A 21,579-nucleotide genomic window follows, 5' to 3' on the forward strand; every position below is an offset into this window, starting at 1 on the left:
TGACGGTTGCGCACTAAACCCGCAAAATGCAACGATTCCGGCAATTATTGAGGACATCGCCTGCGGGCGCTGTCGATAAAGCCATCGTTCCAATCAGACTGGGCCTGCTGACTCTATGCGAATGCGCCTTATGTTACTGGGCGGCGGAAATGCCCTTGGGCAGGCGCTGATTCGCCTCGGTGCGGAGGAAGACATCGGTTTCCTCGCCCCCCGCCCACCACAAGACGGCTGGGACGCCGCGAGCCTGACGCAACTGCTCGACGATACCCGTCCGGATGCGTTGATCAACCTCGCCTACTATTTCGACTGGTTCCAGGCGGAGACCGTCAACGAGCAGCGTCTGGCCGCGCAGGAGCGCGCCGTCGAGCGGCTGGCCGAGCTGTGCCAGCATCACAACATCGTGCTGCTGCAACCGTCCAGCTATCGCGTGTTCGATGGCTCCCGGGCGACCGCTTACAGTGAAAAAGACGAACCGGTGCCGCTGGGCCTGCGCGGTCAGGCCTTGTGGCGCATCGAGCAAAGCGTGCGCGCCACCTGTCCGCAGCATGTATTGTTGCGTTTCGGCTGGCTGCTCGATGACAGCCCCGACGGCATCCTCGGGCGATTCCTGGCCCGGGCCGAGAAAGCCGAAGAACTGCTGATGGCCGATGATCGTCGCGGTAATCCGACGCCGGTGGACGATGCCGCCCGGGTGATCATTTCGGTGCTCAAGCAACTCGATTGCGCGGCGCCGCTGTGGGGCACTTACCACTACGCCGGGCATGAGGCGACCACGCCGCTGGCGCTGGGGCAGGCGATCCTCAGCGAAGCTCGCGCCCTGCACCCGCTGGCCATCGAAGCGCCGACCGCCCAGGCCCATGCCGCGCGGCCCGACGCCGCCGAAGAACCGCAACACGCGGTGCTGGCCTGCAAGAAAATTCTGCACACTTTCGGGATCAAGCCCCGCGCCTGGCGCGCGGCACTCCCGGGCTTACTGGATAGGTTTTATCGCCATGGCTGACGGCCCTGTTTTAATCACCGGCGGCGCCGGTTTCATCGGTTCGCACCTGACCGACGCCTTGCTCGCCAAAGGGCACTCGGTGCGGATTCTTGATGACCTGTCCACCGGCAAACGCAGCAATCTGCCGATGGACAATCCCCTCGTTGAACTGATTGAAGGCGATGTCGCTGATGCCGCCCTGGTGGCGCAGGTGATGGTCGGTTGCAGCGCTGTGGCTCACTTGGCCGCGGTGGCTTCGGTGCAGGCTTCGGTGGATGATCCGGTGAAAACTCACCAGAGCAATTTCATCGGCTCGCTCAATGTCTGCGAAGCCATGCGCCAGGCCGGCGTCAAACGGGTGCTGTACGCGTCCAGCGCGGCGGTCTATGGCAATAATGGCGAAGGCGAGTCGATTGACGAAGACACGCCCAAGGCACCGTTGACGCCGTACGCGGCGGACAAATTGGCGAGCGAGCATTACTTCGATTTCTATCGCCGCCAGCATGATCTGGAACCGGTGATTTTCCGCTTCTTCAACATCTTCGGCCCGCGTCAGGATCCGTCCTCGCCGTACTCCGGGGTGATCAGCATTTTCAGCGAGCGCGCGCAGAAAGGCCTGCCGATCACCGTGTTCGGCGATGGCGAGCAGACGCGCGATTTTGTTTATGTCGAGGACCTGGTGGACGTGCTGGTGCAAGCCATCGAGAAGCCCCAGGTTGAGGTCGGCGCGGTGAATGTCGGCTGGAATCAGGCCACCACCCTCAAGCAAATGCTCGAAGCCCTTGAAGCGGTGGTGGGCAAGCTGCCGCCCGTGAGCTACGGCCCGGCGCGTTCCGGTGACATCCGCCATTCACGAGCGAACAACCGGCGTTTGCTGGAGCGGTTTACCTACCCGGAACAGACGCCGATGAGCGTCGGCCTGGCGCGGTTGTTGGGGCGATAAATCGTTCCCATGCTCCGCGTGGGAATGCAGCCAGGGATGCTCCGCGTCCCAAGAGCGGACGCGGAGCGTCCAGTGAGGCATTCCCACGCGGAGCGTGGGAGCGATCAATGAAAAAGGCGCCTGTCGAGGCGCCTTTTTTGCAGCCGGATTAGAACTTGTAACCCAAACCAACCATGTAGATGAACGGGTCCACATCAACGTCGACCTTGGCCCGGGTGCCCGGCGCGACGGCGTTGTTTTCCACGGTCGCGGTGGTGTCGATGTCAATGTAGCGCACCTGGGCGTTGATCATCACGTTGTCGGTCAGCATGTAATCGGCACCGACCTGCCAGGCCAGGCCCCAGGAGTTTTCCGCCTTGAAGTTGCTGAAGCCGTTGGCGGCGGCGTCGCTGCCGACGTGCTCGTCGTAGATCCAGGTGTAGTTGATGCCGCCACCGATGTACGGCTGGAACGCCGACTTGGCGTCCAGCGGGTAGTAGACCAGGCTCAGGGTCGGCGGCAGGTGTTTCAGGGTGCCGAGTTTGCCGTTGGCGGCGCCGAGCGCGGTGCCTTTGAGCTTTACCTCATGCTCGAACGGCGAAGCTGCCAACAGTTCGATCCCCAGGTTGTTGGTGATCATGTAGGCGAAGTTCAGGCCCAGTTGCGTGTCACTGCTCATGGTGGCCTTGCCACCCAGGTCGGCGCCCCTCAGCGGGCCTTGATCGACCTTGACGCTGGAGCTGTCAGCTTCAGGGTTGACGGTGATCGCACCGGCCCGAAGGATGATGTCGCCGGCGGTGTGGGCATGGGCGAGCGGGGCTGCGAGCGCGAGGGCGAACAGCGAAGCGCTGAGCATGGACTTGTGCATGAGGGCTCCAAAGGACGTTAAAAATATTCGATGTCCAATGGTAGGGATCCAACTGATACGGTCTTTTGATTCAGCTCAATGAAACCGTGATGGGCTGAATTTTGCGGAGTTTCTGAGGGTCTTGACGGATAACTGCCGGATTCACTCCGGCAGTTCATACACATAAATCTTGTCCGCCTCCATCTGATACCCGGCATCGGCCAACTCGCTGGTGGACGCCTTGACCTGCAACGCACCTTCGATCCAGTACGGCTGATACAGCTCATCGAGCTTCACGCCGACTTCGCTTTTGACGTGCACGATCTGGTTCGACGGCGGAGGCGGTACGTGGATGCAGGCGCCGAAATACGGCACCAGCAGAAAATCGGTGGTGCGGCCTTCTTCACTGACTTCCAGCGGTACGATGTACCCCGGCAAGCGAATGTTCTGGCCATCGAGGCTTTTCACCACCGGCGCATTTGGCATGTCCTGCTTGGCGGCCGGGGCCGATTCTGCGGACAACGCGTCGCTCATCTTCGACAGGTCGTGCAGCGGCGTCATGTTCGGCACTTCCGGCGGGGCATCCGGCGGGATCATTTCCGACCAGGTCAGGTCTTTCGGCTCGGCCGCCCACAGCGGCAGAGCGACCAGCATTAACAGCGCAAGCAGCACGCGGGGCATGTTCAACGTCCTCATAAGCGGATCGACAGGCCATCGGCCAAGGATTGGCGATAGGCGCGCCAGGCCGGCACGCTGCCCATCAGCAGCGCGGCGATCAGGATGCCACCGAGCAGCGTCCATTCATACTCACTCGGCCAGGCCAGCGGCAGGTATAAGCCGTAATTCGACTGCACGTAACCCTGCGCCACGGCGATGCCCACATACAGCAGTGCCACGCCGGCAATCACCCCCGACAGTGCCAGGGCAAACGCTTCCAGCACCAGCAAGGTCGCGATGTGCCACGGTCGCGCACCCACCGAGCGCAGAATCGCCATCTCCCGGCGTCGCTCATTGAGGCTGGTGAGGATCGCCGTGAGCATGCCGATCAACCCGGTCAGCACCACGAACAGCGAGACGACGAACAAAGCTTTTTCCGCCGTGCTCATCAAACTCCACAACTCCTGCAACGCCACACCCGGCAGGATCGCCAGCATCGGTTCGCCACGGAATTCGTTGATGTCACGTTGCAGCGCGAACGTCGAAATCTTGCTGTTGAGGCCGAGCATGAACGCGGTGATCGCTTGCGGCGTCAGGTCCATGTTGCGCGCCTGATCAGCGCTGATGCGGCCGTTACCGCGCGCGGGCACGCCGTTGTGCCAGTCGATGTGGATCGCTTCCATGCCGCCGAGGCTGATGTGCAGCGTGCGGTCCACCGGGGTACCGGTGCGTTTGAGGATGCCGACCACGGTGAACGGTTTGTCGTCGTGCTTGACCAGGCTGATCGCCGCCACGCCGTGGGCCAGCACCAGTTTGTCGCCGAGTGTGTAGTGCAGCGCATCGGCCACTTCGGCACCGAGCACCACTTCGAACGGATCGCTGGCGAAGGCGCGGCCGTCAGCCAGTGCCAGGTGCTGTTGATGGCCGTACTGGTAATGCTCGAAGTACGCCTCGGTGGTGCCCATCACCCGATAACCACGATGGGAATCGCCGAGGGACATCGGGATCGCCCACTTCACTTTCGGGTTGTTGGCGAAGTGCTCGAAGCTGTCCCAGCGGATGTTGTTAGTGGCGTTGCCGATGCGGAACACCGAATACAGCAGCAGGTTCACCGAGCCGGAGCGCGCGCCGACGATCAGGTCGGTGCCGCTGATGGTACTGGCGAAACTGGCCTTGGCCTCGGTGCGCACCCGTTCCACCGCCAGCAACAGGCAGACCGACAGGGCGATGGCGAACGCAGTGAGGATCGCGGTGAAGCGACGGTTAGCCAGGCTGGCCATGGCTAGTCGAAACAAATACATCTCAAACCTCGGACGGGGTAGCGGCGCGATTGAGATCGGCCAGCGACAGGTGGCGATCGAACAGCGGCGCCAGGCTCTGGTCATGGCTGACGAACAGCAGGCTCGACCCGGCTTCGCGGCATTCGGCGAACAGCAGGCGAATGAAGTTCTCGCGGGCGTCGTAGTCCAGGGCCGAGGTCGGTTCGTCGGCGATGACCAGTTCCGGCTGACCGATCAACGCACGCGCGGCGGCGACCCGTTGTTGCTGGCCGATGGACAACGAATCGGCACGGCGGCCCAGAATGTTTTCATCCTTCAGGCCCAGATGGGCGAGCAGGGTCGCTGCTGCCTGATCAACGCTGCCGTGGCGCTGTTTCGCCCGTTCGGCGCGCAGCTTGGAGAAGTGGCAGGGCAGTTCGACGTTCTCCCGTACCGATAGAAATGGCAGCAAGTTGAACTGCTGGAAAATGTAGCCGGTGTGATCGACGCGGAAGTGGTCGCGGGCACCGGCCGATAGTTCGGTCAATTCCTGGCCGAGCAGGCGAATGCTGCCGCGATCAGGCTTTTGCACGCCGCCGAGCAGGCCGAGCAGGGTGGTCTTGCCGCTGCCGCTGGGCCCCTTGAGGAACAGGGTTTCACCGGGTTCCAGGCGAAACGCCGGAATGTCCAGCAGCGGCGGATGACCGGGCCAGCTGAAGCCCAGGTTGGACAGTTCGATGAGTGCTTGGGTCATGGCGCCGATTTCATGGGTTTTGGGTACTTGTCTCGACTTCACATTCAACACCACCCCCAACCCCTGTAGGAGCGAGGCTTGCCCGCGAAAGCGATCTGACAGTCGACATCACTGTTGAATCTAATGGCCCCTTCGCGGGCAGGCCTCGCTCCTACGGGATTGGTGTCGGATCAGAATTTCAGGGCAGCGGCCTTGGCCGTCACTTCAACCCCTTGCTGCCCGCTCGGGCTGATCAGTTGTACCTGAATCTTCTGGGTGGCCGGGAATGTGTTAAAGAGAGTCGCCAGATCCAGGCTCTTCAGCGCGCCCGGGGCCGAGCAGCTGAATTGGTAATGGGCGTGGATTTCGCTGTGGTCATGGTGGTGTTCATGACCGTCCTTGGCAGCTTCGTGATCATCTTCGTCATGATCGTCGGCATCCGGCTTGTCACCGAACAGCGGGCTTTCCAGTTCCTGGGTCGCGATCACACAACCGGCGGCCTTTGGCAGGTTGAACAGCGCCAGCGGTTTTTCCAGCTGGGCACGGGCGGCGGTGACTTTGGCCTTGTCGGCATCGGTGGTGGCGGCGTGTTCGAAACCCACCAGATTCATTGCGGGGCTTTCCAGTTCCAGCTCCAGAGTCTGGCCGTCCAGCGCCGCATTCAGGCGACCGACGCCATGCTCGTGGGCACCGAGGCTGCCGTGTTCAGCGTGATCATGATCATGCTCGACAGCTGCATGGGCGACAGCCAGCGGCAACAAGGCAAACGGCAAAGCGAACAGCAGACGGCGCATGGCGGGTCTCCGGAAAGTAAAGTGAAGAGTTTGTTATGTAATCTTATAACGAAAGTGCCGAGAGTTTGACCGTCTGCTTGGCGTTGCGCAAGACCCATGGGAGCATGCGTGTCAGGTATGGGCAGGAGCAGACTCATGTTGCGAATACGCGGAAGCATCGGCGACTGGCCGGTGGATTTGACCCTGGAACTGGATGAGGGCGACTGGGCGCAGCTGGGGGCACAGTTACAGGCTGCCAAGCCCGAGACGAGTGTTGCGCCCGCCAAGCCGGTGAATCAGGACGAGGCGCTGTGGCAGATCGCCAAAGAACTGCTGCGCAAGGCCGGGCAATTGAGCGGGCCGGATTTGCTGGAGCAACTGGAAGGGCTGACCGGCAGCGCAGCAGCGGGCAAGCGCTTGTTGGTGCGCTTGCGCCACTGTGCAGACGTCAAAGTGGTGAGCGGCGGGGATACACCGCTCTACAGCTGGATCGAGTAAGCCGCAAAAAAGAGCTTAATAGAGCGCGGCAAACAGCTTGCGACGGTACGTGGTCACTAGCGGGTGATCGTTGCCCAGCAGCTCGAACACTTGCAGCAAGGTCTTGTGTGGCAAGCCTTCGCTGTAGCTGCGGTTGCGGATGAACAGTTTCAGCAAGGCATCCAGCGCCGCGTCGTATTGCTGACGGGCCAGTTGCTGGATCGCCAATTGATAGACCGCCTCATCGTCCTGCGGATTTTTCGCCAGACGCGCTTTCAGGTCTGCCGCATCGGGCAAATCCCTGGCCTGGCCGAGAAACTGGATCTGCGCCTTGGCACCGGCCAGCGCGGCCTTGTGCTCATCGGTCTTGACCGCGTCGAGTACGGTTTGCGCTTCACTCAGTTCGCCGCGCTCGGTGAGGCAGCGGGCGTAGAGGATCAGGGCCCTGGCATTGGTGTTGTCTTCAGTCAGCAAGACTTTGAGCGTGGCTTCGGCGTCGGCGAAACGGCCCTCGTCGAACAGCGCCTGAGCCTGTTCAAACGGGTCGGCGGCGGCTGGAGGCGGCATTTGCACGTGGGGTTCGAGCATCGTGCGCACGGCCGATTCCGGTTGCGCACCGGCAAAACCGTCCACCGGCTGACCGTCCTTGAACAGCACCACGGTCGGCAGGCTGCGAATGCCGAAGCGCGCAACAATATCCTGCTCGATGTCGCAGTTGACCTTGGCCAGCAGCAACTCGCCCTGATAGCTCTCGGCGATGGTTTGCAGCATCGGCATCAAGGCCTTGCACGGCGCACACCATTCGGCCCAGAAATCCACCAGCACCGGTTTGTGGAAGGAGTTCTCGATCACCGACTGGTCGAAATCGGCAGTCGTGGCGTCGAAAATGTACGGCGTTTCCTGACTCATGGGGGATCTCGTAAAAGCATGGATGTGGTCACTATAAGGCTTGGTGGGGGGCGGCCGGAAGTCAGAGTACTGATCATTCCCACGCTCTGCGTGGGAATGCCTCCAGTGACGCTCTGCGTCACGCCATACGAAGGGACGCGGAGCGTCCCGGGCTGCATTCCCACGCTGGAGCGTGGGAACGATCATGTCCGGAGGGCGTGGTAAAGGCTCACATGCCGAAACTCTTCGGGTTCGGCCAGGTCCGGCAAGGTCATCGCCTCCAGCATCTCGATGCGTCGATACAACGGATGGCGAAAATCGCGCACCCGTGAATCCGCCACCAACGCTTCCCGGCCCCGGCTGAGAAACGCGTCGAGCAACGGCAGGTTCGCCCGGTCGTACAGCACATCGGCCACCAGAATCAGATCAAACCGATCGGCCTCGGCGAAAAAGTCCGTTGAATAGCTGAGCGGCACATCATTGAGTTCGGCATTCGCCCGACACGCGGCAATCGCCAGCGGGTCCAGGTCACAGGCCACCACTTCCAGCGCCCCGGCTTTCACCGCCGCAATGCCCGCCACCCCGGAACCGGCGCCGAAGTCCAGCACCCGCTTACCTTCGACCCAGTGTGGATGCTCGGCGAGATAGCGGGCCACCGCCAGCCCACTGGCCCAGCAGAAACTCCAGTACGGCGGCTCGTGGAGAATCCGCCGGGTTTCTTCGGGGCTGAAGGCACGGTCCATGTTGTCGCCGTCGATCAGCCAGAGTTTCAGCTCGGTGCCCGGTAACTCGCAGGCTACAAGCTGTGCATCGCCGAGCAGTTCACCCAACGGCTGTTGCAGGTCTTGCGGGGCTCTCATGGCGCTTTGACGAATTGCAGCTGACCCAGGGCCTGGGTGGTTGGCTGTGTGATGATTTGCGCCGGCAAATGCAGAATCAATTGCCCGGACTGGCTGGCGCGGCCGCGCAGTTCAACGCGAGCGCCGGCTGGGAAGGATTCGGGGTTGAAACGCAGGCGAAACGGCAACATCTGATTGGTGCCGATCAGGTTGGCACTGGCAAGCAATTGTTGCGGGCGATCCTTGTCGTCGATCACCAGCAGCGCCAGTTCGACTTCGGCCCCGGCCGGCACGCCCTGCAGGGTGCCGCTGATTTCACGTTGGTAAGCCGGCAGCGGACCGAGCTCGACAGACGCCTTGGCTTTCTTCTGCGCCTGTTGCGGTGCCGGGCCGGGCGTCGGTGGCTGGGGCTTGGGCGCATCGCTGCCACAGGCCACCAGCAGGCTGAAAAGACTGAGCAAAACGAGCGGTCGTAACGGCATTGGCGGCTCCAGCAAGGTGAAAACAGGTATAGCCCGTCTGTATACCGCAAACCCTATGGCTTGTCTTGCCACGGGGATGCGCTACCATGGCCCTCCCATTTTTTGTTGCCTGCCACCATGCACTGTCCCTTCTGCGGTGCCAACGACACCAAGGTCATCGACTCGCGTCTGGTCGCCGAGGGCGAACAGGTGCGCCGCCGGCGTGAATGCCTGGCCTGCGGCGAACGTTTCACGACGTTCGAAACCGCTGAACTGGTGTTGCCGCGCCTGATCAAAACCGACGGCAGTCGCCAGCCGTTCGACGAAGAAAAACTCCGTGCCGGCATGCAGCGGGCGCTGGAGAAGCGCCCGGTGAGTGTCGAGCGCCTGGAATCGTCGCTGGTGCACATCAAACACAAGCTGCGCGCCACCGGCGAACGCGAGGTCAAATCCCTTGTGGTCGGCGAGCTGGTGATGGCCGAACTGAAAAAGCTTGATGAAGTCGCCTATATCCGCTTCGCTTCGGTGTATCGACGCTTCCAGGACCTCAACGAGTTCCGCGAAGAGATCGATCGCCTCGCCCGTGAACCGGTGAAAGAATGACCAGCTCCCCGGAACAAGCCATCCTCGATGCGCATTACATGGCCCGCGCCCTGGAACTGGCGCGCAAAGGTCATTACACGACGCACCCCAACCCGCGGGTTGGCTGCGTGGTGGTGCGCGACGGGCAGATAGTCGGCGAAGGCTGGCATGTGCGTGCCGGCGAGCCCCATGCCGAAGTCCACGCCTTGCGCGCCGCTGGCGACAAGGCGCGAGGCGCCACGGCTTACGTGACCCTCGAACCCTGCAGCCACCACGGCCGGACGCCGCCCTGCGCCGATGCACTGGTGAATGCCGGCGTGGCGCGCGTCGTGGCGGCGATGCAGGACCCGAACCCGGAAGTCGCCGGTCGCGGTCTGCAACGCCTGGCCCAGGCCGGCATCGCCACTGAAAGCGGCGTGCTGGAAGGCGAGGCGCGCAAGCTCAATGAAGGCTTCCTCAAACGCATGGAACACGGCTTGCCGTTCGTGCGGGTCAAGTTGGCCATGAGCCTCGACGGTCGCACGGCGATGGAAAGCGGCGAGAGCCAATGGATTACCGGCCCGGCGGCGCGCTCGGCGGTACAACGGCTGCGCGCGCAGGCCAGCGTGGTGCTGACCGGCGCCGACACGGTGCTGGCGGACAATGCCCGCTTGACCGTGCGTGCCGATGAATTGGGCCTGGATCCCGAACAAACGGCCTTGGCCATGAGCCGTCCACCACTTCGCGTGCTGATCGACGGTCGCTTGCGGGTGCCGCTGGACGCGCCGTTCTTCAAGGCCGGCCCGGCACTGGTCGCGACCTGCATGGCGATCGAAGAGCAATATGCCAACGGTCCGGAATGCCTGATCGTGGCGGGCGACGATGGCCAGGTCGACCTGCGCAAGTTGTTGGTTGAACTGGCTGCCCGTGACGTCAACGAGGTACTGGTCGAAGCCGGTCCGCGTCTGGCCGGGGCGTTTGCTCAGCAAGGGTTGGTGGACGAGTTCCAGATCTTCATTGCCGGCAAGTTCCTCGGCTCCACCGCGCGACCGTTGCTGGACTGGCCGCTGGCGCAGATGAAAGATGCGCCCGAGCTCAAAATTACCGAAATCCGCGCGGTGGGCGATGACTGGCGAGTCATTGCCATACCTGTCCCAACGGTCAGCGTATAATTCCCGGCTGCAGCCCAGAAGGCCCTGTTCTCGAGGAGGACTCCATGTTTACCGGCATCATCGAATCCATCGGCAGTATTCGTGCATTGACCCCAAAAGGCGGAGATGTGCGGGTTTACGTAGAAACCGGCAAGCTCGACCTGAGCGACGTCAAACTGGGCGACAGCATTGCCGTCAACGGCGTGTGCCTGACGGCGGTTGAACTGCCGGGTAATGGCTTTGCCGCGGACGTGAGTCGCGAAACCCTCGACTGCACCGCCATGAATGACCTCAAAAGCGGCAGCCCGGTCAACCTGGAAAAAGCCCTGACCCCGACCACTCGCCTGGGTGGACACCTGGTCAGCGGCCACGTCGACGGTGTCGGCGAAGTGGTTTCGCGCACCGACAATGCTCGCGCTGTGGAATTTCGCATCCGCGCGCCAAAAGAACTGGCCAAGTACATCGCCCATAAAGGCTCGATCACCGTCGACGGCACCAGCCTGACGGTGAACGCGGTCGATGGCGCCGAATTCCTGCTGACGATCATTCCGCACACCCTGAGCGAAACCATCATGGCTTCCTACAAGCCGGGTCGCCGGGTGAACCTGGAAGTCGACTTGCTGGCGCGTTATCTGGAGCGCCTGCTTCTAGGCGACAAGGCCGCCGAGCCTTCTGCCGGTAACATCACCGAAAGCTTTCTGGCCGCCAACGGCTATCTCAAATCCTGAAGCTCAAATTTCGAAAGAAGGGGGGTGCCTTGTGGCGCTCAATAGCATCGAAGAACTGGTTGAAGACATCCGCCAAGGCAAGATGGTCATCCTCATGGATGACGAAGACCGCGAGAACGAAGGCGACCTGATCATGGCCGCCGAGTGCTGCCAGCCTGAGCACATCAACTTCATGGCCAAGCACGCCCGCGGCCTGATCTGCATGCCGATGAGCCGCGAGCGCTGCGAACTGCTCAAGCTGCCGTTGATGGCGCCACGCAACGGTTCCGGTTTCGGCACCAAGTTCACCGTGTCCATTGAAGCCGCCGAGGGTGTGACCACCGGTATCTCCGCAGCCGACCGTGCTCGTACCGTGCAAGCCGCTGCCGCCAAAGACGCCAAGGCTGAAGACATCGTCAGCCCCGGCCACATCTTCCCGCTGATGGCCCAGGCTGGCGGCACCCTCGCTCGCGCCGGCCACACCGAAGCGGCCTGCGACCTGGCGCGCATGGCCGGTTTCGAACCGAGCGGCGTGATCTGCGAAGTGATGAACGACGACGGCACCATGTCCCGTCGCGCCGAACTCGAAGCGTTTGCCGCCGAACACAACATCAAGATCGGCACCATTGCCGACCTGATTCACTACCGGATGATCCACGAACGTACCGTTCAGCGGATTGCCGAGCAGCCGCTGGACAGCGAATTGGGCCAGTTCAACCTGGTGACCTATCGTGATTCGGTGGAAGGCGACGTGCACATGGCCCTGACCCTGGGCACCGTGTGCGCCGAAGAACCGACCCTGGTTCGGGTGCACAACATGGACCCACTGCGTGACCTGCTGATGGTCAAGCAACCGGGCCGCTGGAGCCTGCGGGCCGCCATGGCCGCGGTTGCCGAGGCTGGCAGCGGCGTGGTGCTGTTGCTCGGTCACCCGCTCGATGGCGACGTGTTGCTGGCGCACATCCGCGAAACCGCCGACCACAGCGCCGTGAAAAAACCGACCACCTATAGCATCGTCGGTGCCGGTTCGCAGATCCTTCGGGACCTGGGCGTGCGTAAAATGCGCCTGATGTCTGCGCCGATGAAATTTAATGCGATATCCGGTTTCGATCTGGAAGTTGTAGAATACGTGCCCTCCGAATAATGACCGGTTGTTTCCAGTCCTTGATTCGCGGTTAACACATCACTGAGGGACGCGTAGAAAACGCGTCCCGGCTCTTTAAGAGATCTAACGAATGACCCTGAAGACCATCGAAGGTACCTTCATCGCCCCTAAAGGCCGCTACGCTCTGGTAGTGGGCCGTTTCAACAGCTTCGTGGTTGAAAGCCTGGTCAGCGGTGCAGTTGATGCCCTGGTTCGCCACGGCGTGAGCGAAAGCGACATCACCATCATCCGTGCGCCTGGCGCCTTCGAAATCCCGCTGGTTGCGCAGAAAGTCGCTCAGAAGGGCGAGTTCGCGGCAATCATCGCCCTGGGCGCGGTCATTCGTGGCGGTACTCCGCACTTCGAATACGTGGCGGGCGAATGCACCAAGGGCCTGGCCCAGGTGTCCATGGAGTTCGGCGTACCGGTCGCGTTCGGCGTACTGACCGTTGATTCCATCGAACAAGCCATCGAACGTTCCGGCACCAAGGCCGGTAACAAAGGTGCTGAAGCGGCCCTGTCCGCTCTGGAAATGGTCAGCCTGCTGGCGCAGTTGGAGGCCAAGTGATTAGCGACGATAGCGATCGTTTCAACCCGCGCGATCCAAAGCCTGCGGATGCCGGCAAGCCATCGAAAAGCGCCAAGCGTCGCGAAGCCCGTCAGCTCGCGACCCAGGCGCTGTACCAATGGCACATGGCCAAGCAGTCGCTGAACGAGATCGAAGCGCAGTTCCGGGTCGATAACGATTTTACCGATGTCGATGGCGCGTACTTCCGCGAAATCCTGCACGGGGTTCCGCAGTTCAAGACCGAGATCGACACCGCGCTCAAGCCTTGCCTGGACTTGACCATCGAAGAGCTGGACCCGGTTGAACTGGCCGTTCTGCGCCTGTCCACCTGGGAACTGCTCAAGCGCGTCGACGTGCCGTACCGCGTTGTGATCAACGAAGGTATCGAACTGGCCAAGGTCTTCGGTTCCACCGATGGCCACAAGTTCGTCAACGGTGTACTCGACAAGCTGGCTCCGCGTCTGCGTGAAGCTGAAGTCAAGGCGTTCAAGCGCTAATCAGCGCTTGGATCTGCGATGGGCGAGTTTGAGCTGATCCGCAACTTCTTCGCCGCCGCGCCTTGTGCGCAGGGCGGCGAAGGCGTTGCCCTGGGGATCGGCGACGACTGCGCCTTACTGGCTGTTCCTCCCGGGGAGCAGTTGGCGATTTCTACCGATACGTTGGTGGCCGGTGTGCATTTCGCCGACCCCTGCGATCCGTTTCTGCTCGGCCAGCGCGCGCTGGCCGTGGCCGTCAGTGACCTGGCCGCCATGGGCGCCACTCCCGTTGCCTTTACCCTTGCCCTGACCTTGCCGGCCGGGACTGCCGATTGGCTGGAAGCGTTCGCCCGTGGTTTGAACCTCATGGCGCAGAATTGCCGTGTGGCACTGGTAGGCGGCGATACCACTCGTGGGCCGTTGAGCCTGACCATGACGGTATTCGGTCGAGTACCGACCGGGCTGGCGTTGACCCGCAGCGGCGCACGGCCGGGCGACTTGCTCTGCGTGGGCGGTGAGCTGGGCAACGGCGCGGGCGCATTGCCGCTGGTACTCGGCCAGCGGGCTGCCGAAGCGGCCATCGCCGAGCCGTTGCTGGCCCATTATTGGTCGCCGCAACCGCAGCTTGGTCTGGGGATGGCGTTGCGCGGCCGGGCCACGGCGGCGCTGGACATCTCCGATGGCTTGCTCGCCGACTGCGGGCATATTGCCCTGGCGTCGAAAGTCGGGATTGAGGTAGAGCGCAGCAGGCTACCGTTGTCGAAGGCGCTGCTGGCTTTCCTCGGTCAATCCGACGCTGAGCAAGCCGCCCTGAGCGGTGGTGATGATTATGTGCTGGCCTTCACCTTGCCGCCCGCCGAGTTGCCATCGATGCTGGCGGACGGCTGGCCGATCCATGTGCTCGGGCAGGTGGTTGCAGGGCAGGGCGTGATTCTGCTGGACGCCGACGGACACGACATCACCCCGCCAGTCCGGGGTTACCAACATTTTCGGGAGACACCGTGACAGATCATCCCAAACAGGTCCCGGCGCAGTTCGTACCGCCGTCGGTCTGGCGCAATCCGTGGCATTTCCTGGCGTTCGGCTTCGGCTCGGGCACCCTGCCAAAAGCGCCGGGCACCTGGGGTTCGTTAGTGGCGTTACCCTTTATTCCGTTGTGGCAGATGCTGCCCGACTGGGGCTACTGGCTGATGCTCGGCATCACCATGCTCTTCGGCTTCTGGCTGTGCGGCAAGGTCGCCGACGATTTGCGCGTACATGACCACGAAGGCATCGTCTGGGACGAAATGGTCGGGATGTGGATCACCCTGTGGCTGGTGCCGCAAGGTTGGTATTGGTTGCTGGCGGGGTTCCTGATGTTCCGCTTCTTCGACATCCTCAAGCCGTGGCCGATTCGCTGGATCGACCGGCATGTGCACGGTGGCGTCGGGATCATGCTCGATGACGTGCTGGCCGGGGTGTTTGCGTGGTTGGCGATGCAAGGGCTGGTTTGGCTCTTCGCCTGAAGGGCGCAACCGAGGACTAAAGATGGCTCGCTGGTTGATGGTGATGGTTTTCGCGACGTTTTGCTCGCTCGCCCGGGCGGGAAATGCGCCGACGCCGCCGTCCGTGATTCACTTGGCCAGCGAAGCGTGGGAAGACTTTACCACCGCCGATGGCCATGGTTTGGGCTGGGATGTGTTGCGCGAAGTGTTCGAGCCGGCGGGCGTCAAACTGGATATTCGAATCGAACCGTATACACGCGCCGCGGGCCTTGCACAGCGTGGCGAAGTGGACGCTTGTATCGGGGCCTATCGGGATGAAGTCAGCGATGTGCTCTATCCGCGCTGGAGTTTCGATACCGATCCGATCTATGCACTGGGCCTGGCCACCAATCCAGCGCCGACCCCGAAAACCCTGGGCAATTATCGATTGGCCTGGGTACGCGGCTACAAGTACCAGGCTTACCTGCCGAATGTGCAGCGCTATAACGAAGTCGCGCGGCGTACCGGGATTCTGTCGATGTTGATCCACAACCACGTCGACTACTATATCGACGCGCTGGACGAGGTTAACTCCATCGTCAGCCGAGCCAAGGATCCGTCGCAGTTTCGCCGCACGCACATCGCGGACTTGCCACTATACCTGTGCTTCGCCGATACACCCCGGGCCCGCCAGTTGATGGCATTGTTCGATCAGCGCATGGAGTTGCTGGTAAAAAGCGGCCGGCTGAAACCGATTTTCGAGCGCTGGAAGCAACCTTATCCGTTCGGGTCGAAATGAATACAGCTGCTACAAGGTCGTGTAATGCCATCGTGTGATCAAACTTTTTGATTGTTATGGCCGATAATTCAGCCTAAGCGTCTGCAGGAACGTGCTGTTACAATGCCGCCTCTGCGAATCTTCAGTACTTTTAGATCAGGAGCACACCGGTGCCTGTCGTTTTTGTCGCCGCTTCCAAGCTGCCAACGCCTTTTGCGCAATTCACCATGCACGGCTTTCTCGATGAGGAAAGCGGGCGCGAGCACGTGGTGCTGAGCCTGGGTGAGTTCGCCGACGGTGCGCCGGTACTCGGCCGGTTGCACTCCGAATGCCTGACCGGCGATGCCTTGTTCAGCCAGCGTTGCGACTGCGGTTCGCAACTCGAGGCGGCATTGCAGGCGATCGCCCGTGAAGGCCGTGGCGTGTTGCTCTACTTGCGTCAGGAAGGTCGCGGCATTGGCCTGCTGAACAAGATCCGCGCCTATGAATTGCAGGACGGTGGCGCCGATACCGTCGAAGCCAACGAACGTCTGGGCTTCGCCGCCGACCAGCGCGACTACGCCATGTGCCTGCCGATGCTGGAGCACCTGGGCGTGAAGTCCCTGCGCCTGATGACCAACAACCCGCGCAAGGTCAAAGCCTTGACCGACATGGGCATCGTGGTCGCCGAGCGCGTGCCGTTGCACACCGGGCACAACCCGCACAACAAACTCTACCTGGCCACCAAAGCCAGCAAGCTCGACCACATGATGGGCAACGAGCATCAGGGCGAGGTTGACCGGGCGTGACCCGCGGTCAGGTACGGCGGCGACTGTCCGTCAACTGGTGGCAATACCTGGCGTTGGCCTTACTGCCGCTGTTGGTGATCAACGGCGTATTCGGCCAAAGCGAGGCGATTCTGCCGGTGCTGGCCATACCGTTTTTCATTGCCGGTATGGCGTCGATGTTTGTCAGTCTGAAGTTCTTTGGCGGCTACAAACATGCGCTGATAGCCACCCAAAAAGTCCTCGATACCCCTGAAGAGCCTGCCGCCTGGATCGCCCTGGCCGCGAAACGCCGCGCCGCGTTTTTGGTCGCCGGCCTGCCCGCCTGGATCGGTGCGCTGGCGGTATTCGTGGGGCTGGAAGCCGTGCCGCTGATGCTGCTGGCGTTGTCGACGGTTGTGCTGTTCTACCTCTACCGTATCCCGCGTCAGCTCGCCTGATGCGCAGCGTCTGGCTGGCGGTCTTGATGCTGGCCATCAGTGGCCCGGCGGCTGCGGTCGAGCGGGTCGTCAGCCTGGCCCCGTCGCTGTCGGAAATCGTCGTTGAGCTGGGCTCGGCTGACCTGCTGGTCGGCGTGCTGGATGCCGGTGAGCGTCCCGCCGAACTCAAAGACATTGCTTCTGTGGGCCGCTACGGTCAGTTGGACATCGAACGGTTGCTCAGCCTCAAACCCGATTTGTTGCTGCTCTGGCCGGGCAGTGTGGGGTCGGCTCAGCGTGAACAGCTTAAACGGCTGAACATTCCCACCTATGTCGCCGAACCTCACAACCTCGAACAACTTACCTCCCAGATTGAAGTGATCGCTGCACAGCTCGGAAGGCCGGAGCGGGGCGTTTCATTGGCTGAAAATCTGCGTCAGCGACTCGATTCCTTGCGTCAGCGTTATCGAAGGGAAGAGCCGTTGCGGGTGTTCTATCAAGTCTGGGACCGGCCGCTGTACACCGTGGGCGGCGGGCAGATTATCAGCGATGCGCTGGAGGTTTGCGGGGCACGCAATGTGTTTTCCGACCTGCCACAACCTGCACCGCAGGTCAGTGTGGAGGCCGTGTTGCAGCGCAACCCCGAGGTGATTCTGGCCGGTGATCAGGCGCAGCTCGATGCCTGGAAAGCCTGGCCTCAGGTGACGGCGGTGGCGCAGGGGCGATTGTTTCTGGTGACGGATAAAGGCCTGGAGCGGCCGAGTGGGCAGATGATCGAAGCGACGGCCAAGCTCTGCCATTTGATTGCGCCGAACCTCTAACCTGTGGCGAGGGTGATGGCTTCAAATATCTGGCATCCAGGTCACCCCGAACATCCACGCCCGGCCTTCCTCTCGATACCCGTACTGACTGCCATCATGGCTGTACAGCGCCCGGCTGTAACCCTTGTCCAGCAGGTTATCGACCTTCAATTCCAGCTTTAGCTCGCGATTCAGCGCCCAGCTGCTACGCAACCCCAACAACGCATAGCCGCCCAACGGCTGTTGGTTGTTCTCGTCGTCATAGCTGCTGCTCACAGCTTGCCAACTGGCGCCGACCCCCAGTCGATCGAATTGTCGATCGAGGTCCAGGCTCAAGGTTCGCCGTGCGCGACGGGCGAGGGTGTGGCCGCTGTCGCGATCTCGTGGGTCGATGATCGCCACGCCCAGGTTGCTCTGCCAGCCGAACAGCTCTTGTTTCAACGCTGCTTCGAAGCCGTTGATGCGAGCCGAGGCAACGTTCGCCGGGCGGTTGTTGCTGCCGAAAATAATCGCGTCTTGCAGATCGGTGCGGTACAGCGAGGCTTCCAGGCGACTGCTCTGCGTCAGCTGACTGCGCCATTGCAGCTCATAACTTTTCGAGGTCTCGGGTTTCAGGGCCGGGTTGCTGAAGTCCGGGTAGTACAGGTCGTTGAAGGTTGGCGCGCGGAAGCCTTCGCTGTAGGTCAACAACACATCGTTGTCCGGGTTCAGCGGCAGGGTGAAGGTGCCGCTCCAGCTGTTCTGGCCACCAAACTGCTGGTTCTGGTCGCGGCGCAGGCCCAGTTCGGTGGAGAAGCTGTCGGCCTGATAGCGATGCTGGATAAACGCCGCACGGTTCCAGCGGCTGTCTTCGTCGAACGCTGTGCTGCTGTTGATCCGGTCTTCGTACCAATCGCCGCCGAGGATCAGGCTGTTGCGCTCATCCAGGTTCAGGTCGTTCTGCCAGTTCACCGAATCGCGGTACGTGTTGAACACGCTGCGCTCGTCGCTGAGCTTGTCGAGGGTCTTTTCGCGGTTTTCGCTGTGGCCGAATTCAAGGCGGGTTTTCCACAGGTCATTGATCCGTGCGTCGACGTAACTGCTGACGCTGCTCACGGTGAACTCGCTGTAGGGCTGCTGCTGGACCGATTCGAAGGTGTTCATGTCGAATCGGCCGAACGGGTTGTCGAACGCGCTTTTGCCTTGGTTGTCCAGCAGGTTGGCGCCGATCTCGATGTCATTGTTGAGCGCGTGACTCAGGCTTAAGCTGATCGCCCGATTGCGGTATTCGTCGTGATCGCCGTCGCTGGGATAAGACGCGTGGGTGCGATTGATGCCTGCCGTTTCATCGAGACTGGCGCCGAGGTTGAAGCGTGTCTGCGCGTTGCCGCCGGACAATCCGAGGCTGCGCTCCCAGGCTTGGTTGCTGCCAAAACCCATGTGCATGCGCGGTTGCAGGCCCTGTTCGCCGCCACGCCGCGTGAAAATCTGGATCACCCCGCCAATTGCGTCGCTGCCGTAAATCACCGAACGCGAGCCACGCAGCACTTCCACACGCTCGACCTGTTCGATGTTGATGTGTTGCAAGTTGCTGTCGCCGGAAGTCGAGTTACCGATGCGCTGGCCGTCGACCAGCACCAGGCTCTGTGCCGGCTTGGTGCCGCGAATGTAAATCCCCGGTAGACTGCCGCGCCCGCCGGTTTGCCCGACTTGTACGCCCGGTACGCGGCGCAGCAGGTCAGTGACGCTGCTCGGTTGCAGACGGTCGATGTCTTCGCGGGTGAACACGGTGTTGGCGGCGCTGCTGTCATTACGCGCTTCGACCTGACGGTTGGCGCTGATCAGCACGTCGGGCAGTCTCAGAGCCTGGTCGCGTTCGAAGGTGTCGGCCAGCAACTGGCCGGCCGGCAGGAGCGTCAGCGTCAGGGCAAAAGGGGAGAGTTTCATGGATGATCCGAGGCGAATTCAGATACGACGCAACCCCCTGTAGGAGCAGCCTTCGGCAGCCCCTACGGGGGCGGGATTAGATATTCAGCAATTGCAGGCGCTGACGCACCGCTTCCTCGATTCCTGCCTCGTCCAGCCCGCACTCGGCGAGCATTTGCGCAGGCTTGGCGTGCTCGACATAGATGTCCGGCAAGCCCAGGTGCAACACTGACTTGAGGATGTTTTCCCGGGCGAGGAACTCGCTGACCGCGCCACCGGCACCGCCCATGATCGCGTTCTCTTCGATGGTCACCAGCAATTCGTGGCTGCCGGCGATTTCGCGAACCAGTGCTTCGTCGAGGGGTTTGACGAAGCGCATGTCGACGACCGTCGCATCCAGTTTCTCGGCGACTTTCAGCGCCTCGGCCAGTTGCACGCCGAATACCAGCAGGGCGACTTTGCTGCCCTGACGGCGAACCACCCCCTTGCCGATTTCAATCGGTTCGAGGTTTTTCTCGATCGGTGCATTCGGGCCGGTGCCACGCGGGTAACGCACGGCGGCCGGGCCGTTGTACAGGTGGCCGGTGCTGAGCATTTTGCGCAGTTCGTTTTCGTCGCTCGGGGTCATCACCAGCATGCCGGGGATGCAACGCAGGAACGACAGATCGAAGCTGCCCGCGTGCGTCGGACCGTCTTCGCCCACCAGGCCTGCGCGGTCGATGGCGAACAGCACGTCGAGGTTTTGCACCGCGACGTCATGGATCAGCTGGTCGTAACCACGTTGCAGGAAGGTCGAATAGATCGCCACCACCGGTTTCGCGCCTTCGCAGGCCATGCCGGCCGCCAGGGTCACGGCGTGTTGCTCGGCAATCGCCACGTCGAAATAGCGCGTCGGGAAGCGTTCACTGAAGGCCACCAGATCGGAGCCTTCCTTCATCGCCGGGGTAATCCCGACCAGACGCGGATCGGCCGCGGCCATGTCGCACAGCCACTCACCGAACACACCGGAATACTTAGGCCCGCCGGCCTTCTTCGGCGCGGCGGCCGGAGCGTCCAGCGGTTCGAGTTTGGTGATGGCGTGGTAACCGATCGGGTCGACTTCAGCCGGGGCGAAGCCTTTGCCTTTTTTGGTGACCACGTGTAGGAATTGCGGGCCTTTCAGATCGCGCATGTTGCGCAGGGTGGCGATCAGGGTCGGCAGATCGTGGCCATCGATCGGGCCGATGTAGTTCCAGCCCAGCTCTTCGAACAGGGTGCCGGGGACCAGCATGCCTTTGGCGTATTCCTCGGTGCGACGGGCGATTTCCCAGGCGCCGGGCAGGCGCGACAAGACCTTTTTGCTGCCTTCGCGCATGCTCGCGTAAGTGCGGCTGGAAAGGATCTTCGCCAGGTAGTTCGACAGCCCGCCGACGTTGCGCGAGATCGACATGTCGTTGTCGTTGAGGATCACCAGCATGTTGGCGTCCACTTCCGGCGCGTGGTTCAGCGCCTCGAACGCCATGCCGGCGGTCAGTGCGCCGTCGCCGATCACCGCGATCGCCTTGCGGTCACTGTGTTGCAGGCGGGCGGCAATCGCCATGCCCAGCGCTGCGCTGATCGATGTGCTGGAGTGGCCGACGCCGAAGGTGTCGTACTCGCTCTCGGAGCGACGCGGGAAGGCCGCCACGCCGTCCTTCTGGCGCAGGGTGCTCATGCGCTCGCGACGGCCGGTGAGGATTTTGTGCGGATAGGCCTGATGACCCACGTCCCACACCAGCCGGTCGTCCGGGGTGTCGAAGACGTAATGCAGCGCGATGGTCAGCTCGATCACACCCAGACCGGCACCGAAATGCCCACCGGTCTGACCGACCGTGTAGAGCAACTCCAGGCGCAACTCATTGGCCAGGGTTTCCAGCTCGGCTTCGCCTAACCGGCGCAGGCCGTCCGGCGTGTTGGCACGGTCGAGCAGGGGCGTGGTCGGGCGCTTGCGGGGAATCTCATGAAACGTCGTGGGCATCAGGCGAATCGT

At 62.0% G+C, this 21,579-nt stretch carries 25 protein-coding genes; 15 read left to right on the forward strand and 10 right to left on the reverse strand.

The window, feature by feature from the left end:
* Positions 1 to 115 precede the first annotated feature (115 nt).
* Together HCU66_RS00260 and HCU66_RS00265 are read left to right on the forward strand one after the other, a co-directional pair.
* On the forward strand, positions 116 to 1,000 hold the full coding sequence (locus HCU66_RS00260; protein WP_205886486.1) for a sugar nucleotide-binding protein: 885 nt from the start codon (positions 116 to 118) through the stop codon (positions 998 to 1,000).
* The gene (locus HCU66_RS00265) at positions 993 to 1,922 is read left to right on the forward strand and encodes an NAD-dependent epimerase/dehydratase family protein (protein ID WP_205886487.1); all 930 of its coding nucleotides are present in this window, start codon (positions 993 to 995) and stop codon (positions 1,920 to 1,922) included. The genes HCU66_RS00260 and HCU66_RS00265 overlap by 8 nt, the downstream gene beginning before the upstream one ends.
* A gap of 148 nt (positions 1,923 to 2,070) precedes the next feature.
* On the opposite strand, the gene HCU66_RS00270 is transcribed toward HCU66_RS00265, so the two are convergent.
* The 5 genes from HCU66_RS00270 to HCU66_RS00290 form a co-directional block, all read right to left on the reverse strand.
* Positions 2,071 to 2,769 carry an OmpW/AlkL family protein gene (locus HCU66_RS00270; protein ID WP_205886488.1) on the reverse strand — a complete coding sequence of 233 codons (699 nt, stop codon included), beginning with the start codon at positions 2,767 to 2,769 and terminating at the stop codon, positions 2,071 to 2,073.
* Positions 2,770 to 2,910: 141 nt separating this feature from the next.
* Positions 2,911 to 3,429 carry a DUF3299 domain-containing protein gene (locus HCU66_RS00275; protein WP_205886489.1) on the reverse strand — a complete coding sequence of 173 codons (519 nt, stop codon included), beginning with the start codon at positions 3,427 to 3,429 and terminating at the stop codon, positions 2,911 to 2,913.
* 11 nt (positions 3,430 to 3,440) lie between these two features.
* Positions 3,441 to 4,706, reverse strand: a complete 1,266-nt coding sequence (locus HCU66_RS00280; RefSeq protein ID WP_205886490.1) for an ABC transporter permease — start codon at positions 4,704 to 4,706, stop codon at positions 3,441 to 3,443.
* 1 nt (position 4,707) lies between these two features.
* On the reverse strand, positions 4,708 to 5,418 hold the full coding sequence (locus HCU66_RS00285) for an ABC transporter ATP-binding protein (protein ID WP_205886491.1): 711 nt from the start codon (positions 5,416 to 5,418) through the stop codon (positions 4,708 to 4,710).
* A gap of 170 nt (positions 5,419 to 5,588) precedes the next feature.
* Positions 5,589 to 6,191: a DUF2796 domain-containing protein gene (locus tag HCU66_RS00290; protein ID WP_205886492.1), complete on the reverse strand. Its 603-nt coding sequence runs from the start codon at positions 6,189 to 6,191 to the stop codon at positions 5,589 to 5,591.
* 135 nt (positions 6,192 to 6,326) lie between these two features.
* Here HCU66_RS00290 and HCU66_RS00295 point away from each other — a divergent pair, with 135 nt between their 5' ends.
* Entirely contained in the window at positions 6,327 to 6,668 is a 342-nt protein-coding gene (locus HCU66_RS00295; protein WP_205886493.1) for a hypothetical protein, read from the forward strand.
* 15 nt (positions 6,669 to 6,683) lie between these two features.
* Here HCU66_RS00295 and trxA read toward each other — a convergent pair whose 3' ends face one another.
* From trxA to HCU66_RS00310, 3 genes are all read right to left on the reverse strand, one after another.
* Entirely contained in the window at positions 6,684 to 7,556 is an 873-nt protein-coding gene (trxA, locus tag HCU66_RS00300) for a thioredoxin (RefSeq protein WP_205886494.1), read from the reverse strand.
* Positions 7,557 to 7,738: 182 nt separating this feature from the next.
* Positions 7,739 to 8,395, reverse strand: a complete 657-nt coding sequence (locus tag HCU66_RS00305; protein WP_205886495.1) for a class I SAM-dependent methyltransferase — start codon at positions 8,393 to 8,395, stop codon at positions 7,739 to 7,741.
* The gene (locus HCU66_RS00310; protein WP_205886496.1) at positions 8,392 to 8,856 is read right to left on the reverse strand and encodes a YbaY family lipoprotein; all 465 of its coding nucleotides are present in this window, start codon (positions 8,854 to 8,856) and stop codon (positions 8,392 to 8,394) included. Before HCU66_RS00310 ends, HCU66_RS00305 begins: the two co-directional genes overlap by 4 nt.
* A gap of 117 nt (positions 8,857 to 8,973) precedes the next feature.
* On the opposite strand from HCU66_RS00310, the gene nrdR reads away from it, so the two are divergent.
* The 12 genes from nrdR (at position 8,974) to HCU66_RS00370 (ending at position 17,687) form a co-directional block, all read left to right on the forward strand.
* Positions 8,974 to 9,438, forward strand: a complete 465-nt coding sequence (gene nrdR / locus HCU66_RS00315) for a transcriptional regulator NrdR (protein ID WP_007906838.1) — start codon at positions 8,974 to 8,976, stop codon at positions 9,436 to 9,438.
* Entirely contained in the window at positions 9,435 to 10,568 is a 1,134-nt protein-coding gene (ribD, locus tag HCU66_RS00320) for a bifunctional diaminohydroxyphosphoribosylaminopyrimidine deaminase/5-amino-6-(5-phosphoribosylamino)uracil reductase RibD (protein WP_205886497.1), read from the forward strand. The genes nrdR and ribD overlap by 4 nt, the downstream gene beginning before the upstream one ends.
* Before the next feature lie 44 nt (positions 10,569 to 10,612).
* Entirely contained in the window at positions 10,613 to 11,275 is a 663-nt protein-coding gene (locus HCU66_RS00325) for a riboflavin synthase (RefSeq protein ID WP_205886498.1), read from the forward strand.
* A 31-nt stretch (positions 11,276 to 11,306) separates the two neighbouring features.
* Positions 11,307 to 12,398 carry a bifunctional 3,4-dihydroxy-2-butanone-4-phosphate synthase/GTP cyclohydrolase II gene (gene ribBA, locus HCU66_RS00330; RefSeq protein ID WP_007906834.1) on the forward strand — a complete coding sequence of 364 codons (1,092 nt, stop codon included), beginning with the start codon at positions 11,307 to 11,309 and terminating at the stop codon, positions 12,396 to 12,398.
* Between the two features lie 91 nt (positions 12,399 to 12,489).
* Positions 12,490 to 12,966: a 6,7-dimethyl-8-ribityllumazine synthase gene (ribH, locus tag HCU66_RS00335; protein ID WP_003228649.1), complete on the forward strand. Its 477-nt coding sequence runs from the start codon at positions 12,490 to 12,492 to the stop codon at positions 12,964 to 12,966.
* Positions 12,963 to 13,463 carry a transcription antitermination factor NusB gene (nusB, locus tag HCU66_RS00340; RefSeq protein ID WP_007933632.1) on the forward strand — a complete coding sequence of 167 codons (501 nt, stop codon included), beginning with the start codon at positions 12,963 to 12,965 and terminating at the stop codon, positions 13,461 to 13,463. Before ribH ends, nusB begins: the two co-directional genes overlap by 4 nt.
* Positions 13,464 to 13,481: 18 nt before the next feature.
* Positions 13,482 to 14,447, forward strand: coding sequence for a thiamine-phosphate kinase (gene thiL, locus HCU66_RS00345; protein WP_205886499.1), 966 nt, complete (start codon positions 13,482 to 13,484; stop codon positions 14,445 to 14,447).
* Positions 14,444 to 14,947, forward strand: coding sequence for a phosphatidylglycerophosphatase A (locus HCU66_RS00350; RefSeq protein WP_205886500.1), 504 nt, complete (start codon positions 14,444 to 14,446; stop codon positions 14,945 to 14,947). The genes thiL and HCU66_RS00350 overlap by 4 nt, the downstream gene beginning before the upstream one ends.
* A 22-nt stretch (positions 14,948 to 14,969) precedes the next feature.
* Entirely contained in the window at positions 14,970 to 15,704 is a 735-nt protein-coding gene (locus HCU66_RS00355; RefSeq protein ID WP_205886501.1) for a substrate-binding periplasmic protein, read from the forward strand.
* Positions 15,705 to 15,853: 149 nt separating this feature from the next.
* Complete coding sequence (gene ribA, locus HCU66_RS00360) at positions 15,854 to 16,471, forward strand: GTP cyclohydrolase II (protein WP_030131335.1); 618 nt, start codon at positions 15,854 to 15,856, stop codon at positions 16,469 to 16,471.
* Complete coding sequence (locus HCU66_RS00365; RefSeq protein ID WP_205886502.1) at positions 16,468 to 16,887, forward strand: MFS transporter; 420 nt, start codon at positions 16,468 to 16,470, stop codon at positions 16,885 to 16,887. The genes ribA and HCU66_RS00365 overlap by 4 nt, the downstream gene beginning before the upstream one ends.
* Positions 16,887 to 17,687, forward strand: a complete 801-nt coding sequence (locus HCU66_RS00370; protein WP_205886503.1) for a cobalamin-binding protein — start codon at positions 16,887 to 16,889, stop codon at positions 17,685 to 17,687. Before HCU66_RS00365 ends, HCU66_RS00370 begins: the two co-directional genes overlap by 1 nt.
* 21 nt (positions 17,688 to 17,708) lie before the next feature.
* Here HCU66_RS00370 and HCU66_RS00375 read toward each other — a convergent pair whose 3' ends face one another.
* Complete coding sequence (locus HCU66_RS00375; RefSeq protein WP_205886504.1) at positions 17,709 to 19,592, reverse strand: TonB-dependent receptor domain-containing protein; 1,884 nt, start codon at positions 19,590 to 19,592, stop codon at positions 17,709 to 17,711.
* A gap of 76 nt (positions 19,593 to 19,668) precedes the next feature.
* On the reverse strand, positions 19,669 to 21,567 hold the full coding sequence (dxs, locus tag HCU66_RS00380) for a 1-deoxy-D-xylulose-5-phosphate synthase (RefSeq protein WP_205886505.1): 1,899 nt from the start codon (positions 21,565 to 21,567) through the stop codon (positions 19,669 to 19,671).
* Between the last annotated feature and the right edge of the window lie 12 nt (positions 21,568 to 21,579).

Origin of the sequence: Pseudomonas frederiksbergensis (assembly GCF_017114915.1) — a bacterium.
Taxonomy (GTDB): Bacteria; Pseudomonadota; Gammaproteobacteria; order Pseudomonadales; family Pseudomonadaceae; genus Aquipseudomonas; species Aquipseudomonas frederiksbergensis_I.

Bases quoted from the DNA above. Each gene is read 5' to 3' on its own strand.
- HCU66_RS00260 (WP_205886486.1), top strand. From the start codon at position 116: ATGCGAATGCGCCTTATGTTACTGGGCGGCGGAAATGCCCTTGGGCAG.
- HCU66_RS00265 (WP_205886487.1), top strand. From the start codon at position 993: ATGGCTGACGGCCCTGTTTTAATCACCGGCGGCGCCGGTTTCATCGGT.
- HCU66_RS00270 (WP_205886488.1), bottom strand. From the start codon at position 2,769: ATGCACAAGTCCATGCTCAGCGCTTCGCTGTTCGCCCTCGCGCTCGCA.
- HCU66_RS00275 (WP_205886489.1), bottom strand. From the start codon at position 3,429: ATGCCCCGCGTGCTGCTTGCGCTGTTAATGCTGGTCGCTCTGCCGCTG.
- HCU66_RS00280 (WP_205886490.1), bottom strand. From the start codon at position 4,706: ATGTATTTGTTTCGACTAGCCATGGCCAGCCTGGCTAACCGTCGCTTC.
- HCU66_RS00285 (WP_205886491.1), bottom strand. From the start codon at position 5,418: ATGACCCAAGCACTCATCGAACTGTCCAACCTGGGCTTCAGCTGGCCC.
- HCU66_RS00290 (WP_205886492.1), bottom strand. From the start codon at position 6,191: ATGCGCCGTCTGCTGTTCGCTTTGCCGTTTGCCTTGTTGCCGCTGGCT.
- HCU66_RS00295 (WP_205886493.1), top strand. From the start codon at position 6,327: ATGTTGCGAATACGCGGAAGCATCGGCGACTGGCCGGTGGATTTGACC.
- trxA (WP_205886494.1), bottom strand. From the start codon at position 7,556: ATGAGTCAGGAAACGCCGTACATTTTCGACGCCACGACTGCCGATTTC.
- HCU66_RS00305 (WP_205886495.1), bottom strand. From the start codon at position 8,395: ATGAGAGCCCCGCAAGACCTGCAACAGCCGTTGGGTGAACTGCTCGGC.
- HCU66_RS00310 (WP_205886496.1), bottom strand. From the start codon at position 8,856: ATGCCGTTACGACCGCTCGTTTTGCTCAGTCTTTTCAGCCTGCTGGTG.
- nrdR (WP_007906838.1), top strand. From the start codon at position 8,974: ATGCACTGTCCCTTCTGCGGTGCCAACGACACCAAGGTCATCGACTCG.
- ribD (WP_205886497.1), top strand. From the start codon at position 9,435: ATGACCAGCTCCCCGGAACAAGCCATCCTCGATGCGCATTACATGGCC.
- HCU66_RS00325 (WP_205886498.1), top strand. From the start codon at position 10,613: ATGTTTACCGGCATCATCGAATCCATCGGCAGTATTCGTGCATTGACC.
- ribH (WP_003228649.1), top strand. From the start codon at position 12,490: ATGACCCTGAAGACCATCGAAGGTACCTTCATCGCCCCTAAAGGCCGC.
- thiL (WP_205886499.1), top strand. From the start codon at position 13,482: ATGGGCGAGTTTGAGCTGATCCGCAACTTCTTCGCCGCCGCGCCTTGT.
- HCU66_RS00355 (WP_205886501.1), top strand. From the start codon at position 14,970: ATGGCTCGCTGGTTGATGGTGATGGTTTTCGCGACGTTTTGCTCGCTC.
- HCU66_RS00370 (WP_205886503.1), top strand. From the start codon at position 16,887: ATGCGCAGCGTCTGGCTGGCGGTCTTGATGCTGGCCATCAGTGGCCCG.
- HCU66_RS00375 (WP_205886504.1), bottom strand. From the start codon at position 19,592: ATGAAACTCTCCCCTTTTGCCCTGACGCTGACGCTCCTGCCGGCCGGC.
- dxs (WP_205886505.1), bottom strand. From the start codon at position 21,567: ATGCCCACGACGTTTCATGAGATTCCCCGCAAGCGCCCGACCACGCCC.